General features: G+C 59.8%; 14 protein-coding genes and 1 pseudogene. 9 read left to right on the top strand and 6 right to left on the bottom strand.

Annotated elements, in window-relative coordinates:
* Window positions 1–102: 102 nt before the first annotated feature.
* The 6 genes and pseudogenes from EPN31_RS04935 to pstB all read left to right on the top strand — a co-directional run.
* A pseudogene (locus EPN31_RS04935) lies at window positions 103–732 on the top strand (SDR family NAD(P)-dependent oxidoreductase); the annotation flags it as partial.
* Window positions 733–755: 23 nt separating this feature from the next.
* Window positions 756–1,586, top strand: coding sequence for a polysaccharide deacetylase (locus tag EPN31_RS04930; RefSeq protein WP_291770362.1), 831 nt, complete (start codon window positions 756–758; stop codon window positions 1,584–1,586).
* A gap of 152 nt (window positions 1,587–1,738) precedes the next feature.
* Window positions 1,739–2,785: a phosphate ABC transporter substrate-binding protein PstS gene (pstS, locus tag EPN31_RS04925; protein ID WP_291770359.1), complete on the top strand. Its 1,047-nt coding sequence runs from the start codon at window positions 1,739–1,741 to the stop codon at window positions 2,783–2,785.
* A 178-nt stretch (window positions 2,786–2,963) separates the two neighbouring features.
* A complete protein-coding gene (gene pstC, locus EPN31_RS04920) occupies window positions 2,964–3,905 on the top strand; it encodes a phosphate ABC transporter permease subunit PstC (protein ID WP_291770365.1) in 942 nt (313 codons plus the stop codon).
* 5 nt (window positions 3,906–3,910) lie between these two features.
* Entirely contained in the window at window positions 3,911–4,774 is an 864-nt protein-coding gene (gene pstA / locus EPN31_RS04915; RefSeq protein ID WP_291770357.1) for a phosphate ABC transporter permease PstA, read from the top strand.
* A 17-nt stretch (window positions 4,775–4,791) separates the two neighbouring features.
* Window positions 4,792–5,574 carry a phosphate ABC transporter ATP-binding protein PstB gene (pstB, locus tag EPN31_RS04910; RefSeq protein ID WP_291770354.1) on the top strand — a complete coding sequence of 261 codons (783 nt, stop codon included), beginning with the start codon at window positions 4,792–4,794 and terminating at the stop codon, window positions 5,572–5,574.
* Between the two features lies 1 nt (window position 5,575).
* Here the strand turns inward: pstB and EPN31_RS04905 are convergent, their stop codons facing one another.
* The 5 genes from EPN31_RS04905 to EPN31_RS04885 all read right to left on the bottom strand — a co-directional run bounded on the left by EPN31_RS04905 (window position 5,576) and on the right by EPN31_RS04885 (window position 12,253).
* Window positions 5,576–7,534, bottom strand: coding sequence for a hypothetical protein (locus tag EPN31_RS04905; protein ID WP_291770351.1), 1,959 nt, complete (start codon window positions 7,532–7,534; stop codon window positions 5,576–5,578).
* Window positions 7,531–8,433 carry an ABC transporter permease gene (locus EPN31_RS04900; RefSeq protein WP_291770348.1) on the bottom strand — a complete coding sequence of 301 codons (903 nt, stop codon included), beginning with the start codon at window positions 8,431–8,433 and terminating at the stop codon, window positions 7,531–7,533. Before EPN31_RS04900 ends, EPN31_RS04905 begins: the two co-directional genes overlap by 4 nt.
* Before the next feature lie 101 nt (window positions 8,434–8,534).
* Window positions 8,535–10,343: a sugar ABC transporter ATP-binding protein gene (locus EPN31_RS04895; protein ID WP_291770346.1), complete on the bottom strand. Its 1,809-nt coding sequence runs from the start codon at window positions 10,341–10,343 to the stop codon at window positions 8,535–8,537.
* 129 nt (window positions 10,344–10,472) lie between these two features.
* Window positions 10,473–11,450 (bottom strand): substrate-binding domain-containing protein, encoded by a 978-nt coding sequence (locus EPN31_RS04890; protein WP_291770343.1) that lies wholly within the window; start codon window positions 11,448–11,450, stop codon window positions 10,473–10,475.
* A 392-nt stretch (window positions 11,451–11,842) separates the two neighbouring features.
* Window positions 11,843–12,253, bottom strand: coding sequence for a DoxX family protein (locus EPN31_RS04885; protein WP_291770340.1), 411 nt, complete (start codon window positions 12,251–12,253; stop codon window positions 11,843–11,845).
* Window positions 12,254–12,548: 295 nt separating this feature from the next.
* Here EPN31_RS04885 and EPN31_RS04880 point away from each other — a divergent pair, with 295 nt between their 5' ends.
* Together EPN31_RS04880 and EPN31_RS04875 are read left to right on the top strand one after the other, a co-directional pair.
* Window positions 12,549–13,610, top strand: coding sequence for a tellurite resistance/C4-dicarboxylate transporter family protein (locus tag EPN31_RS04880; RefSeq protein WP_291770337.1), 1,062 nt, complete (start codon window positions 12,549–12,551; stop codon window positions 13,608–13,610).
* Between the two features lie 226 nt (window positions 13,611–13,836).
* A complete protein-coding gene (locus EPN31_RS04875; protein ID WP_291770335.1) occupies window positions 13,837–15,291 on the top strand; it encodes a site-specific integrase in 1,455 nt (484 codons plus the stop codon).
* Window positions 15,292–15,408: 117 nt separating this feature from the next.
* Here EPN31_RS04875 and EPN31_RS04870 read toward each other — a convergent pair whose 3' ends face one another.
* Window positions 15,409–16,035: a hypothetical protein gene (locus EPN31_RS04870; protein ID WP_291770332.1), complete on the bottom strand. Its 627-nt coding sequence runs from the start codon at window positions 16,033–16,035 to the stop codon at window positions 15,409–15,411.
* Between EPN31_RS04870 and EPN31_RS04865 the strand changes: the two genes are divergently transcribed.
* Window positions 16,012–16,791: a PriCT-2 domain-containing protein gene (locus tag EPN31_RS04865; RefSeq protein ID WP_291770330.1), complete on the top strand. Its 780-nt coding sequence runs from the start codon at window positions 16,012–16,014 to the stop codon at window positions 16,789–16,791. The genes EPN31_RS04870 and EPN31_RS04865 overlap by 24 nt on opposite strands.
* Window positions 16,792–16,874: the final 83 nt, after the last annotated feature.

Raw genomic sequence — 16,874 nt, 5'->3', positions numbered from 1 at the left:
CGCGATGCTCCTGCACCAGCCGCACGGCGCGTTCGCGCACTTCGGGGGAAAACTTCGTTTGGTTTGCCATGACTCCATTCTCTCAAAGCTTGGAGCCTCCGCGAAACCCGGGGCGATTCAGTTCGTGGGTATGGCGTGGATGTGCGCGATGCGCGGGCCGTGTCCCGGCTCTTCGATGAAGTCTGGTCGCAGATGGGGGTGGTTGATGTCCTCGTGAACGCTGCTGGGCTCTACCCCAGCCACCCCTTGCTCGATATGAGCGAACAGGCCTGGGATCGCGTGTTCGACACTAATCTGAAGGGGCCTCATCTGTGCGTTCAAAGCTTTGCGCGCAAGCTCGTGGCGGCCGAGACGCCCGGGGTGGTGGTCAATATCTCGTCGGGCGCGGCAAAGCGCGCGCGGCGCGGGGCCGCGCACTATTGCGCCTCCAAGGCCGGGCTTTCCATGCTCACCTGCAGCCAGGCGCTTGAGCTTGCCCGGCAAGGCATTCGCGTCAATGCGGTGGCCCCAGGCTATGTAGAGGTTCACAGCACGGTAAACCCCATTTCCGAGCAGTATGCGCAGGCTGTCGCCGACACCGTGCCGCTGGGACGGGTGGGCAAGCCGCAAGACATTGCGAACGCCGTGCTCTTTCTTTGTAGCGAGCAGGCTAGCTGGATTAGCGGCAGCGTTCTGGCGGTCGATGGCGGGGCGAGCGCAGGTTCGTTGGGGCTACCCTTCAGCGGCTCTTGATTGGACAGAAGGAGGAAAGTGGAATGAAGCAGCTGATGGTGTGTTTAAGCTTCGATGTGGATGCGATGTCGGGGCTGGTGGCGCGAGACATGGTGACGCCCAACCCCATTTCGCGCGGTGAATTCGGCGCGGTGGCGGTGCCGCGGATTCTTAATCTGCTTGAGCGCCAAGGCATCAAGGGATCTTTCTTCATCCCTGGCGTGGTGATTGGGACTTATCCGCGGATCTGTGAACAGATCGTCAGGGCCGGCCACGAGGTTGGCAATCACGGGTGGACCCACATTCCGCCCGCCGCCCTTTCCCTAAAGGACGAAGACGAAGGCCTGGCGCGCGCCAATGAGGCCATCGAGCGCCTCACGGGGCGCAAGCCCACGGGGTATCGCTCGGCTTCCTGGGATCTTGGACCCAACACGCTGAAGCTTCTCGTCAAGCATGGCTTTCTTTACGAGAGCAGCATGATGGGCAACGACTACGAGCCCTACTTCGTGCGTGAAGGCGATAAGATCTACAAGACTGAACCCATGGAGTTCGGTAAGAAGACGTCACTGGTCGAGCTGCCAGTGAGCTGGTCGCTGGACGACTTCCCGCACTTCGAGTTCCTGCGCATGCCAAACAGCGTCATGAATGGGCTCAAGGACGCCGAAGGCGTACTCTCCAACTGGGTGGGAGATTTCGAATACATGTGCCGCATCTGCGACTGGGGCATACTGACGTATACGTTTCACCCTTATGTCATCGGGCGGGGCCACCGGATGCTGATCCTCGAACGCCTTATCGAGATTTTGAGGGGAAAGGGGGCCACCTTCATCACGATGGAACAGGCTGCCCAAGCGTATTTGGCGCGCCAGAAGTGACGGGGCGGCAGTAAAAATCGATATCGCGGCCCGCCGAGGGCCGCTTCGTGATTTCGGCGATCCTGTGTCATCAAACTGTCATATGTGGTCTTTATCATGCCAACTTGACAGCGATGACGCTGTCGTTCATCAAATCCTTACAGGGATATGACATGTTCAAAAGCAAGTGGGCGCAATGCGCCGCCGGTCTGGCGCTGGTGATGGCATCAGGTACTGCCGCTCAAGCGGCCGACCTGACGGGAGCGGGCGCCTCCTTCCCGTACCCCATCTATGCCAAGTGGGCTGCACAGTATCAGCAAGCAACGGGTAATCGGGTGAATTATCAGTCCATCGGTTCGGGTGGTGGTCAGCAACAGATCATCGCGCGCACCGTCGACTTCGGTGCTTCAGACGACCCCATGAAGCCGGCCGAACTGGAAAAGAATGCGCTGGTGCAGTTTCCAGCGGTCATTGGCGGCACAGTTCCCGTGGTCAATGTCCAGGGTGTGAAGGCGGGGGCGCTTAAGCTCACTGGTCCCGTTCTGGCAGATATTTTCCTCGGCAAGATTCGTACCTGGAATGACCCGGCCATTGCGCAATTGAATCCGGACCTCAAGCTGCCCGCCAAGAGCATCGTGGTGGTGCACCGTTCGGACGGTTCGGGCACGACCTTTGGCTGGACGCACTATCTGTCGCAGGTCTCTGATGCCTGGAAGTCCCAGGTGGGTGAAGGCAAGGCCGTCAAGTGGCCCACGGGTCAGGGCGGCAAGGGGAACGAAGGGGTCGCGGCCTATGTGCGCCAGCTGGCCAACTCCATTGGTTATGTCGAATACGCCTACGCCCATCAGAACAAGCTGGCCTGGGCGCAGCTGAAGAATGAGGCAGGTAGCTTCGTGCAGCCTTCCCAGAAGGCGTTTGCGGCGGCCGCTGCACACGCCAACTGGGATTCCGTGCCGGGCATGGGGGTCATCCTGACCAACGAGCCGGGTGCTGACTCCTGGCCGGTCACTTCAGCCACCTTCATCCTGATTCCCCGGAAGGTGCCCGATGCATCGCGCGCCCACGAAGTCCTCAAGTTCTTCGACTGGGCCTGGAGCAAGGGCGGCGACATGGCCCGCGAGCTGGATTATGTGCCGCTGCCGGAAGCAGTGACCAGCAAGATCCATGCGGTCTGGTCGTCGCAAATCCGCAGCCAGGACGATAAGCCTGTTTGGCCGTAAATAGCCCTGCAGTCCGGGAGGCCGTCTCTGCGGAGGCGGCTTCTGGATTGTTGCGGTGCGGTAAGACGGTATGGTGCTGGCCTGTAGCGCGATCGTCGGGTACTGTGGGAAAATGACGGTCTTTGAGTTTCGGCGGGCGGCCTGCAACGCGCCGCCCATCGCCTCGGACTTCCTCTTCATGATCAACAAGCAACGCAATCTGTTGGTAGATGCCGGTTTCCGGCAGACGACTCGCCTGTTTGCGTTCTTCGTCTTCATCCTGCTTGCCGGCATCCTGGTATCGCTCATCTACGGCAGTCGCGATTCGATTGCCCAGGGTGGGCTTGCCTTTCTGTGGACTGACGACTGGGATCCGGTACGTCAGCATTTTGGGGCGCTGGTGCCCATCCTGGGCACGGTCATCAGCGCGTTTCTGGCGCTCCTCATCGCGGTGCCGGTGTCGTTCGGGATTGCGATGTTCCTGACCGAGCTCTCGCCGGTCTGGTTGCGCCGGCCGTTGGGGACCGCCATCGAGATGCTGGCCGCCATCCCGTCCATCATCTATGGCATGTGGGGGTTGTTCGTCTTCGTGCCGCTGTTTCAGACCTACGTGCAGCCCTACGTGGTGGATCTGTTCGCCGATATTCCGGTGCTGAACCATATGTTCGCCGGTCCTCCCATGGGCATCGGCCTTTTTACGGCCGGGCTGATTCTGTCGATCATGGTGATCCCGTTCATCACGGCCGTCATGCGCGATGTCTTCGAACAGGTGCCGCCCATGCTGAAGGAATCTGCCTACGGGCTGGGCAGCACCACCTGGGAAGTTGTCTGGACGGTCATGCTGCCCTACACCAAGCATGGCGTGATCGGCGGCATCATGCTGGGGCTGGGGCGTGCCTTGGGGGAGACCATGGCGGTCACCTTCGTGATCGGTAATGCTTTCAACCGACCCACCTCGATTTTTTCACCGTCGAATTCCATTGCCTCGGCGCTGGCCAACGAATTCAATGAGGCGGGAGGGCTACAGAAGTCCGCGCTGCTGGAACTGGGCCTGATCCTGTTCCTGATCACCACCGTTGTGCTCGCGCTTTCCAAATTCATGCTCTTGCAGCTGTCGCGCAAGGAAGGGACTACCCGCTGACCGCCATGCCTGCTGCCGATTCTTTCATTAGCCAGTCCAACCCCCTGTATCGCCGTCGACGGCGCTTCAATCGCGTGATGCTGGCACTCTCCGGCGTCACACTGGTCTCAGGGTTGTTCTGGCTCGCCTGGATCATCCTGACGCTGCTGTTCAAAGGCGCAGGGGCCTTGTCGCTGTCTCTGCTGTGGCAGAGCACACCGCCACCAGGACAGTCCGGGGGGCTGATCAATGCCATTGTGGGCAGCATCCTGATTTCGGGAGTAGGGACGCTGATCGGCACGCCCATTGGCGTGCTCGCCGGCACCTATCTGGCCGAGTACGGTCGCCGCGGCTGGCTCGCGCCGGCCACGCGATTCCTGAATGACGTGCTGCTGTCGGCCCCGTCCATCGTGATTGGCCTGTTCATCTACGCCGTGTATGTTGCTCCGATCGGGCACTATTCTGGGTGGGCTGGCGCGTTTGCCTTGGCGATCCTGGTCATCCCGGTGGTGGTGCGGGCCACGGACAACATGCTTAGCCTGGTTCCCAACAGCCTGCGTGAGGCTGCCGCAGCGTTGGGGTGCCCCCAGTGGCGGATCGTCGTATTCATCTGCTATCGCGCCGCACGCTCGGGCATTCTCACCGGCATTCTGCTGGCGGTGGCGCGAATTTCTGGCGAAACAGCGCCGCTGCTGTTCACCGCACTGAACAACCAGTTCATGTCGCTCGACATGAATGCGCCCATTGCCAATCTGCCGGTGGTCATCTTCCAGTACGCGGCCAGTCCCTTCGAGGACTGGAACCGGCTGGCATGGGCGGGTGCGGCTCTCATCACGCTGCTCGTGCTGGCCATCAATATCGCCGCGCGCAGCCTGTTTCGCAATAAATAGTCCATAGATACCTGCCCATGACATCGATCGCCATCGCTGACCAGGAGCACACCAAGCTGTCGGTGCGGAACCTGAACTTCTATTACGGCGCATTTCAGGCGCTGCGCGACATCAACATGGACGTTGCGGAGAACAAGGTCACCGCTTTCATCGGGCCGTCCGGCTGCGGGAAGTCCACACTGCTGCGGACCTTCAACCGCATGTTCGAGCTCTATCCAGGCCAGCGTGCCGAAGGCACCATCGAGCTGGATGGCGAGGACCTCCTCAATTCCCGGCTGGATATCTCGCTGATTCGCGCAAAGGTCGGCATGGTGTTCCAGAAGCCCACGCCGTTCCCCATGAGCATCTACGACAACATCGCATTTGGCGTGCGGTTGTTTGAGCGTCTGAGCAAGGGCGAAATGGATGAGCGCGTCGAATGGGCGCTGATCAAGGCAGCGCTGTGGGACGAGGTCAAGGACAAGCTGGGCCAGAGCGGCCATGGCCTGTCAGGGGGGCAGCAGCAGCGTCTGTGCATCGCCCGCGGCGTGGCGATCAAGCCTGAAGTGCTGCTGCTCGACGAGCCGTGTTCGGCGCTGGATCCCATTTCCACCGCAAAGATCGAGGAGCTGATTGCGGAACTGAAGTCCGACTACACGGTGGTGATCGTCACCCACAACATGCAGCAGGCGGCCCGCTGCTCGGACTACACGGCGTACATGTATTTGGGCGAACTCATGGAATTCGGACCCACTGACCAGATCTTCGTCAAACCCACCCGTAAGGAAACCGAAGACTACATTACGGGGAGATTTGGATGAGTCAGGCTGCCGTCGAAAGCCGGGCGATTGCGTAAGGAGCAAGCGCCAGCGTGTGCATGCCAGCCCTGACAAGCGTGTCGATTGCCTCCGGGTCGCGAGCAGCGAGTACGAAGCTCGTTTCATCCAGCATGACACAGTCTGTGACTTCGCATTCGCAGCGTAGTGTTAGTGCTTGCCCGGTGATGTTGGCTAGCCATACTGTCGTGGTACCTCTCTGATCACGTCCGGCGATTGCCTGTACCTGTGCAGGTTCAGAGATACTCACCGTGCGGCGCTGTGTGCCGTGCAAGGCCGCTAGCCCGCGCAACACGTGGTACATGGGGAAGAGGCCGCCGGGGTTTTCGTCGTACCAGGGCTGTGGCCAGCTCTGTGGGGTATGCAGCAGACCGAAGGGCCCGGTCGCACCACCTAGTGTGATGGCTGAGGCGCCACCGGTTGCAAAGCGTGCGAAATAGCCTACGGCCCAGCCCGCGCCCAGTAGCGCGCGGTGGCGCGGGTCATTGAAATTCATCGCCTGACGGATATTGTTCGGGTTGCCGAAGGGGGCGTCGCCGTACGGGTTCATGCGCAGGCCGATGGCACTTGGGCCGACCGCCCATGGCTTGTCCCCCGCAATCCTGCTGGCGGTCAACGTCATGGCGGGCAGTGACTCCAACCCTTCCATGATGGAGACGTCGTCGCCAGCGTGCAGCATGGCCGTGGTTGTGAAGCTCAGGAAGTCGATCAGATCCATGGGCGGGCGTTTGCGGTTCATCTCGGTGAAGAGGCTGAACATCCCTCCACCCAGACGGGCTTTCGGGAACGCAGCGCGCGCTGCTGCAAAAAATTCGCGTGGAGGTGGCGCTGGCGGCCACACGCTACCAGGCAAGGTGCATTTGAGATCAGGCGCGGGCGAGACAAGCACTGTCGTGAAGGGAGAGCCCTGGGCCTCGACCATCTTACCCAGGCGCGTGAGTTCCTCGGCAAATCCGCCCACCGATGCCACGACGGCTTCTAGCCAGGGGGTGGCACCCATCTTCCTGGCCGCGTCGGCCAGGCCATGCAAAGTGTTGGCATCATGCCCCTCGCGCGGATCGTAGTAGCCAATGATGTGTCCAATGCCTACCTTTCTAAGCCTGTCCATGTGCGTACAGGTGTCAGCAATGTCGCGCGGCTGCAGGCCTAGACCTAGTGGCGGGATGGTACCCTCCGTGGCACCGAGCTTTAGTGTGACGGGGATGACGGCATCTGTGGATGAACGGCGTGGCATCGAGCCGGTGACCGAGAGCCTGATGGACTGTTCAATCGCCGTGCCCTTCCGCATCGTGTATGGCCAGGGCAGCGCGAGTGGGCGTGTGTAGGTTTTGTACGAGGCATCCGTCCAATTGCGCTGGTCTTCCATCTCGTAGGTGTCGCCTTCCATCCGGCAGGTGACACGCAAGCCTGGCGTTGCGCTGTGAGTCAGGCAGCGCAGATCCATCATAGGTTGCAGCGGGTCGATCTCCTGCGGGAACTGGCCTTCTTCTACCTTGCCGTCCGTGTGCTCTATTGTGACGGGCTTGCCGGCAAGCGCGCAGGGGTGGAGCACGACAAAGCCTGTACGGTTCGTGAGGAAGTCTGTCTCCGTTGCACCCCTCACGGCAAAATTCAGACCAGTTTTGGCATTGCCCTCGATCACGGCGCTGAAGCGCAGCCTTTGTCGCTCATCGCGGGCACACGCATCGTAGGTGACGCGGAACCTACCGTCTCGCTCATCGATCGCCAGATTTTCGATCTGCGGACTGTAGGTACCCCAGTTGTGGTCGCGAACGATGAAGGAGATGGCACGGATGAGTTCCACGCCGCCCTGGCGGATATGGCGCAGGTTGCCAGCGTCGAACTCGGCGGTGAGCGGCCCGGCCGTCAGCACGCGCGGTGCAGTGACGGGTTCTTCGGTGCCGAAGAGCTTGATAGCGCGAAGTGGTTCAGTGATGGTGTTCATTTGCTGGCTCTGTTGCTGACGAAACGTTCGACAAGAAGTGCCACGATGATGACAGTGCCGATGGCCGAGCCTTGCCAGAAGGGTGATACGCCCATGAGGTTCAGGCCGTTTCGGATCATCACCATGATGAATACTCCGAAGAGGGTGCCTATCATGGAGCCGCGGCCGCCATAGAGGCTTGCGCCGCCGATGACGACCGCCGCGATGGCGTCGAGTTCCATTGCGTTGCCCATGAGCGGGTCGGCCGACATGATCTGTGCGACCGAGAACGACGCTGCAATTGCTGACAGGGCCCCGGCGAGCACGTAGGGCAGAATCGAATAGAACAGTGTGCTCAGGCCTGCCGCGCGCGCCGCCTCGATATTTGAACCTACGGCATAAATGGTTCGCCCTCCCTTGGTGAAGGTGAGATAGACCCAGCCTGCAAGATACAGCGTGAGCAGGAAGAGAACATTGGAAGGGATGCCCAGGACATTGGTGTAGACAATGTCCTGTAGCGCGTCTGGCAGGTTGGCAATCGCCGTCTGCCCTGAGAGGATGTAGGCGAGGCTCCGGCCGATCGCCATCACCCCCAGTGTGACCACGAACGGAGCGAGGCCAAAGACCGCGATGAGCACGCCCGAGACCAAGCCGATGCCAGCACCCGCGAGCACAGCGAGCGCAATGGATGGTGCAATCGCCATGTGATGTAGCGAGAGGCCAAGCACGATACCGGTGACACCCACCACCGACCCCACTGAGAGATCGATACCGCCGATCAGAATCACGAAGGTCATGCCCACGGACACAATGCCGATGATGACCGACTGGTCGAGCATGTTGAAGATATTCGAGCGCGTGAGGAAATACGGCGACATGATGGACAGGCCGAGGCCTATCAGCAGTACCAGAATCAGCATCCGCACTTCCAGGCGACGTGCAAGGCGGGTGGTGATTGGAGTGTGCCGGATGGCGGGAACTCCAGAGGGGGTTTCGGCGTCGGTGGCGGTTGCGTTCATGGTCAGAGATGGGAGGCGATGGTATTGACTCGAGAACGGATGGCTTCTACCGAGGGTAATTCCGCAGTTGCGTCCATACTCAGCCCGACCCATCCGAGGTCGTGACCGCGGGTGCTGCGCATGGGAACGAGCAATGTGCGGCGGCCATCATTTCGCTCGAGTACGAAGGTGTTGTCCCTTCGCACTAGGGCCTGCGGTATGGCGGTCTCGGAGAATGTGCGTGTGTCACCCGGGCCGAAGCCCGGGTCGAGTTTGGCGTCGCGTACGACGGAGTTGAGACAGATGAGCTGCTCACCCTCGAGCAGTGCCCAGAAGCCGGCTCCACCGTATTGCTTTGTCAGTTCTGCCAGGAGGTTGGTATTGCGCTGCATAGAGGTGCGTGGGGCTGCGAGCACAGTGAGTTTTTCTTCACTCAGCACGTTGCTTGGCAGATCAGCGACGGAACGCCCGTCGCTGACAATCACAATGCGATCGCACAGTCCGAGGATCTCTTCGAAGTCAGATGACACTACAACGATCGCCACGCCGGTCTTGGCGATGTGGCAAAGCATGGCGTAGATACTTGCACGCGTGCCAATGTCCACACCCTTGGTGGGTTCATCCAGGATCAGCACCCTGGGTTCGAGCACCAGCCAGCGCGCGATGATGATCTTCTGCTGCATCCCGCCCGAAAAGTTGAGCATGGACTGCTCGGTGAGCCGTTCTTCAGGTAGGCCCAATTGTGCGAACAACTGCTTCACCTTTTGTTCTCGTGTGTGGTAGCCCCGAAAGAAACCGCTGTGGGCCCCCAGGTGAGCGAGGAGCAGGTTTTCACGTACGGAGAAGTCCGGCACGACGTTCTGGGTGCGCCTGTCTTCCGCAACGAAGCCGAGTCCCGCGCGGATGGCTCTGCGCGGGTCGTCAGCCTTGAGCGCCTTGCCATTGAGCAGCACCTCACCTGAGGACCTGTGCCGGAGTCCAAATATCGCTTCCACGGTTTCGGAGCGCCCCGCGCCGACCAGCCCCCCCAAGCCCACGATCTCGCCTTTGCGCACGTTGAAGCTTACGTCTCGCACGGTGGGTGCGGATGCGAGGTGTTTCACCGAGAGTGCAATGGGCCTGTCATCCTGGGTAGTGTCTGCAGACTCTGTTTGTTTGTAGATCGGGCCTATATCCGCTCCCACCATGGCGCGGATCAAATCTGCTTGGTTCAGGCCTGTGGTGGGCTCACCAGCCAGCACCGTACGGCCTTCGCGCATCACGGTGACGCGGTCGGTGATGGAAAACACCTCTTCAAGCCGGTGCGAGACAAAGATCAGCCCATGGCCGGTTGCGCGTAACCGTTCCATGATGTCGAAGAGCCGTTCGACCTCGCTGGGGCTTAGAGATGCGGTAGGTTCGTCGAAGATCAGTACCTTTGCGTCCACGCCCAACGCCTTCGCAATTTCGACTAGTTGCTTTTGCGCCGAAGACAGCCGGTGTACTTCCCAGTCGAATACAAGACTGTCTGCCTGGCCCAGGCTGTCGAGGATCTCGCGGCCGCGGTCGAGCAGTGCATGGGTGTCGAGGCGTCCGCGCTTGCCGAGTTCTGGCAGAAAGATGTTCTCTAGCACGGTGAGGTCGGGGACTAGGGTCGTTTCCTGCATCACGATGGTGATGCCGGCACGCAATGCGTCGCGCGCACCGCGCAGCCGTAACGGTTGGCCACGGAAGATGAGTTCGCCCGAATCGGGAACGTGATGGCCTGCAATCACCTTTGAGAGCGTGGACTTGCCTGCGCCATTGGCACCGAGCAACCCGTGGATCTCACCTTCGGCGAGTTCGAAGTTCACACCCGAGAGAGCCCGTGTGCGATCGAAGGTCTTGACGATCCCGTGCGCCGAGAGAAGCGGTTGCACGGGTACTCTACTCTGCTGCACCGTCACTCACCTCTGTAAAAGGGGATGCGTCGGGGCAAGGACTCAAACCTCGCTGGCGAAGACTGTCTTCCGGATGGTGGGGAGCTGTTGCTCGATGTTTTCGCTGGTGACGGCCAGTACCGGTACCTGGATGTCTTTCTCCGGCGTCTTGCCGTCCAGTACCTCGAGTAGCGCCTTGCCGGAGGTGACGCCCATGAGATATGGCTGCTGCATCCCGTCGACCACAATCTGGCCGGACTTAATTAGGTCGATGAACTCGGGGATGCCGTCGAACGCAGCAAGCAGCACCTGGCCCTGACGGCGGGCTGCCTTGATGGCACGCAGGGCGCCTATGGACGGCTGGTCAGTCTGGACGAACAGGCCGCGCATGCCAGGGTTTGCGGTGAGCATGTCCTGTGTGAAGGTGAACGTTTCCTGTGCGGTGTACGACTGCATCTGCTGCATGCCAGCCTGCTTGCCGGTAAAGCCGCCCGCTTTCAATCCGTCGAGGAAACCCTTGGTGCGAGCCTGACCGTTCTTTCGGGCTTGCGAGATCGCGATGATGCCGACCGAGTCGCCTAGCCAGCCCTTCTTTTTGAGGGCTGCGGCAAGTCCCTCGCCTACTCCATAGGCGCCCTTGTAGTTGTCGGATACGATGAAGGAGGCATAGTCGCCGCTGTTGGTGCCGATGTCGCCGATCACGACCGGTACTTTGGCTCGCTGCGCGAGCGCCAGCACGCTGGGTGCGGTGGAAGAGTCGGTGGGGGAGAGCACTAGGCCGGCAATCTTGCGTCCGATTGAATCTTGTGCGTTTTGCAGTTGTGTCTGGGCACTGTTGTGCGAATCGAGCACCTGGAAGCCGTAACCCTTGGCTTTGACCGTGTCCTCGATGCCCTTGGATAGGTAGCGCCAGAAGGGAAGATCAAGACCTGGGGTGAGGTATACGATGTTCTTTCCCGCAGCAGCGGCCAGGCTCGGGACACCGAGCCCCGCTGCTAGCGCGGCATAGCCGCCCATTTTGATGAAGGTTCTGCGTTCCATCTCGTTGTCTCCTTGTTGGCGTTGCGACACGGATCAGCTAGTCTGTGCCGCCCGGGTTCTTTGCTGCATCATGATGCGCGGCCCGCGTGCCTGTCAAGGGTGTGAGGGATGCAGCCGGTACGGACCGGCATAGGTGAATAGTCTTCGATTGGTGGGTCGTGAAGGAGGGTGCGTCTCAGGTCTGGGTCACGAACTTGGTGACCAGATAGCCGTCGAGGGGCTCGTCTTCACCTTCGCTGCCGATTCCAGTGTTCTCGATGCCTCCTGCGGGAGTCTCCGCCAGGCCGACCCACTGATTACGGTGGACTCAGGGAGTGTCCCTGCCCAGGGGCCTTGAGCAGTTCGTAACCAGAATCCCTTGGCTTTGCCAGGGATATTTAGTTGCCGGCAGCTTAATTGAACCTGCCCGACCGGCCGCTCAGGCTGTATCGACCCGCCCCTATCAGCAGGATCACCAATCCGCTCACCAGATACAGGCCCTGCAGTTCCAGCGCCCAGCCGCCGCTTTTGCCCAGTACAAACAGATCTTTCATGTGCGCCAGACCCAGGGCGAACAGCATGTTGATCGCGACAATCAGGCCGCCGATCCGGGCGTAGATGCCCAGGATGATGAGGATGGGAGCGACGATTTCACCGATGTAGACGCCGTAGGCGACAAAACCGGGTAGTCCTCGGGCTGCCACCATGCCGGTAATCCAGTCTACGCCGCCGTGAAGCTTGGATATGCCATGCAGCAACAGCAGTGCGCCCAGGCCGAGGCGGAGAACGAGCTTGCCCAGATCGTCGAGGGAGGAAGAAGACATTGGAAATTCCTTGAACGGCGAACGAGCCCAGACTATACACAGAAACCTGGCGCAAAATGTGTGGGAATGTCACCTGATACCCGTCTTCTTGCCACCGGGATTCGGTACCGTGTGTCTGGTTCCCCGCGGGTCCGGCGAAGAGGCACTGCGAACGGCTCGCTCGACCTTGATTTTCCACGTCGACGGTAGTGCCATATGATGGCGCAGTGGGGCCGGGAATGAGGCCGTATCCGGTGTTGTCGACCCTTTTGGGCGGGTACGGGGCACGCTGGACTTGTTCAGGAGGAGGTGTGGCATGGGGTGGCTGATGCCCGTCGCAGCGCGCGTGATGGCCCGCGCCCGCGCCATGGAACCCGGAGGCTTTGCGCTGGTGATGGCTACTGGCGTCGTCTCGGTCGATCTCACCCAGCATGGGATGTTGGTGCTGGGCAAGGCGCTGTTCTGGCTGAACTGGGCGGCGTACTTGTGGCTGCTGCTGATCAGCACGTTACGCTTCATCTTTTATCGTGACGAGATGGTCTCGAATTTCGTCGCGCCTGGGCGGGGCGCGGCGTTCCTGACGATGGCGGCCGGGACTTGCGTGCTGGCGATTCAATGCCTGCTGGTCGTGTATCTGCCGCTGTTGGCGCGGATCATCGCGGTTTGGGGTGCGTTGTGCTGGGTGGTGCTGATCTACCTGTTTTTCTTCTCGACCATGACCCGTCGGGTCAAGGCACCGTTCAGCGCCACCATCAATGGGAGCTGGCTGGTAGTGGTAGTCGCGACGCAGGCGCTTGCGGTGCTGATCGCGATCCTCGCGCAGGACGGTGCGCTGGCCGTCCGTGAGTGGCTGCTGTTTGCCGCGATGTCGCTGTATCTGATCGGGTGTGCATGGTATCTCGTCATCATTACGCTGATCACATACCGGATGGTGCTGCTGCCCCTGGTTGCGCGCGAATTCACCCCGCCGTACTGGATCAACATGGGTGCGCTGGCGATCAGTGCCTTGGCTGGCAGCCTGATCATCCTTCACGCTCCGGCGCAAGGCCCGCTCCACGATCTGCTGCCATTCGTCAAGGGTTTTTCCCTGCTCTACTGGGCGATGGCGACCTGGTGGATCCCGTTGTTGGTGATTCTGGAGCTCTGGCGTCACGTCTGGAGCCGTGTTCCCGTGAACTACGAGGTGGACGACTGGGACATCGTATTTCCGGTGGGCATGTACACAGTCTGCACGGCCACTCTGTCGCGTGCGACAGGCGCCGAGTACTTGATGGTGATCCCCGACGTGGGGGTCTATGTCAGCTTTCTGCTGTGGGCAGTGGTGGGTGCAGGCTTGGCTTATCGCCTGTTGCACCGCCGCCGTGATGTGGGTGTCTGAGGTTCATATCCCGGTGGTTGGTCGGGGCGACATGATTCGAACATGCTACCCTCTGCTCCCAAAGCAGTTAAGTATATTGACCGTAGTAATCCAAGGAAGTCCAGGATTGAAGAAAAATCAATTATATTCAATTAGTTAGAGTAAAATTTTTTGACCAAGATAGTCCACGAAGGCTCATCATAAGCTATCATTCTGTTTACCCCTTTATTTACCCCTTGGAGGCAGAATGACGACCCGATACCCGAAGGCAGGTAAAGGCGGCAAGTGGACGATCCGTGAGCTGCAATCCATTCCCACCGACTGGCATGGTGATACCCTGAGCGACGGCGAAGGGTTGTCCGGGGAGGTTCGGGTGGCCAAGAGCGGCAAAACGACTGCTCGCTTCAAGTATGCTTTTCGCTGGCAAAACAAGGTGGCTTGGTTTCAGTGTGGTACTTGGCCTACCGTTGATCTGGCGGAAATCCGCAGTAACCGTGACGCCGCCCGCGATAAGGTGAAGGCGGGTGTCAATCCCAGCACCGACAAGGCTGCGGCCAAGATCGAGGCCCAGGCCGAGCGAGAGGCTGTCATCGCCCAAAAGGCGGCGGCAGATGCCGAGCGCAAAACAGTGCGCGACCTGTACAACGTCTGGATTGTGGATGGTGTAGCCCGCAAGGACGGGAACAAAGAGCTGAAACGCCTGTTCAATAAGGATGTGTTGCCGGAACTTGGCAGTATTGAGCTGCGCAAGCTTGTGGATACCCATATCCTGGCCCTGTTGCGCAAGGTTGCCGCCCGCACCAATGGGCGCCTGACTGTGGTGATCTACCGTGGCGTGACACAGATGCTTCTGTGGGCGGAGCAGCGCAAGCCCTGGCGTGGCCTACTGGTTGACGGCAACCCCGCCAAGTTGATCGACGTTGAGAACTTGCTGCCAGACGATTACGAGGAAGAACGTGACCGCGTCCTATCCGTTGCGGAAATTCGAGAACTGGCGGACATCTTTACCCGTATGCGTGAGGATTACGAGGCGGCACCAGCGGGCGCGAAGTATGAAGCTGTGCGCCCATTGAAACCGGAAAGCGAGCTTGCTATCTGGATTTGTCTGGGCACCCTTTGCCGCATTGGAGAATTGCTCATGGCCGAGTGGTCGCATGTGGACCTAGAAGCTAGAACATGGTTCATTCCAAGGGCGAACGTCAAAGGCCAGCGAAAGCAGAAGCAGGATCTTATGGTTTACCTGTCTGACTTTTCCTGTCGCCAATTTACCCGACTGAAAGAATTAACGGGCAAATCCCGATGGCTATTCCCAGGTAGGAACGCGGCAGGAAAAGATCTGCATGTCTGCCTCAACTCCGTGAGCAAGCAAATCGGGGATCGGCAAATCCGATTCAAAAACCGCAAGCAGTTATCTTGTCGCCGTCATGACAATACGCTGGTACTGGCCGATGGGGCCAAAGGCGAGTGGACGCCGCACGACTTGCGCCGCACCGGGGCCACGATGATGCAATCTTTACGCATCCCGCTAGAGATTATCGACCACTGTCAGAACCACGTGATCAAGGGGGCGAAAACACGCCGCCATTATTTTCACTGGAGTTATAAGGAAGAAAAGCGGGAGGCATGGACAGCTCTAGGAAACCGTCTGGACGCAATCTTGACCGGTGGCGCCGAAGTCATTCCGTTGACACGCTCGCGGTAGCCCTCTCTCACTAAATGGAGAAAAGAAATAATGATCAGACTGGTATTACTCGCTATGGCCTATGCGGTGTTTATCGGGGGTGCCCACGCCGCCGATGCCAGCGCCTGCTACACCATCTCAGACCAGGATGCCCGCGCGTTCTGCCTCGCCAAGGCACACAACGATTCTTCTCGATGCTATGCCATCCAACGCGCGGACATGCGCGCGGCGTGTCTCGCCGAGATGAGAAGTAAATGAACGGACACGCTTTGCGTCGACTACGTGGCTAGAAAGCCAGACGCTTGCCGAGGCGGCGGCGACCATCCAGATGAGCAACGGCCCGTGTGAGCCGCTTGCGCGGTCAAAAGTGCATCGTTGGGTGCCGAAATGAGGCCCTCGCAATTCAATCATACGCACCGGCGTATGATAAAAGCTATCAAAAATAACACGCCAATAGAAAAACTTGAATTGTGGTGGTTTCAGTGAGAGAATCGCCTCAAATACCCGGCTGTAGCCGGCCGATAAACCGTTCGATGCTTTCCCGGCGTAAATGAGAATGCCCGGGGCTGTTGACGCAGCGCACCGGGCATTCAAGTTCCACATATGAATTATATAGCCGAAAATACCTGCGTGCCGCGACCCACGCAAGAACACAACTCGCCGACCCAGCAGGGTGATGAGCTCGACCGAGCTCTCAGCGCTCTGGACTTTCTTGATCCTCCCATCGAGCGCGAACCATGGGTGAAGCTGTTGATGGCGGCCCATGATGCTGGCATCTCGGAAGACGACGCACGCGCATGGTCAGAGCGCGGTGAGAACTTCGATCCGTCCGACTTCCGATCGACATGGCGTAGTATCAAGCCCGGAGCTATCACCGCGCGCACCCTGTTTGGGGCTGCCATAGATGCTGGTTGGAGCGCCTCGCCATCTGGAAGCAGGGCAACCGGCGCGGAGCGTGCTCTGCGTGATGCTGAACACGCCGAGCGTCGCAAGCAGGAAGCCGCGAAAAGGGTCGAGCGCGAGGCCGAGGCTGCGAAGCGCGCTGCCAGGATATGGAACGAGGCCGGTCCGGCGGACGACGATCATCCGTACCTCCTGCGTAAGCACGTACCGGCCTATGGGCTGAGGATTGGCCGCTGGGAGCGGCTCGACCGCGAAACCGGTGAAGTGCACTTCATCGAGAACGCGCTGCTGATCCAGATCCGCGACATGGGAAAGAAGATCCACAGCCTGCAGGCCGTCTTCCCATCCAACGACAACGTACTGGGGCGCGATCGGGACTACTTACCCGGTGGTGCGAAACAGGGCCACTTCTTCGCTATTGGTCAGCCCCGGACCATCGACGGCAAGAAGACCATCGTGATCGCAGAGGGCTATGCGACCAGCGCCAGCATCCACCAGTGCACTGGATACGCAACCATCGTCGCCTTCGACGCTAGCAACCTGGAGCCTGTGGCCAATGTGATCCGCAAGCGCATCCCCGATGCCCCCCTCGGTCACAATAGATGTCCGGTCACCTGAAAACGGAATTTGAGGGGGTGATCGGAATGATTTCATGTCCACCTACAGCCTGGAACTCAAAGAGCAGATTGTCAGAAAGATGA

Origin of the sequence: Castellaniella sp., from assembly GCF_004321985.1 — a bacterium.
Classification (GTDB): domain Bacteria; phylum Pseudomonadota; class Gammaproteobacteria; order Burkholderiales; family Burkholderiaceae_B; genus Castellaniella.
Note: the sequence above shows the minus strand (reverse complement) of the source record. Positions and strands in the feature narration are given on the sequence as shown.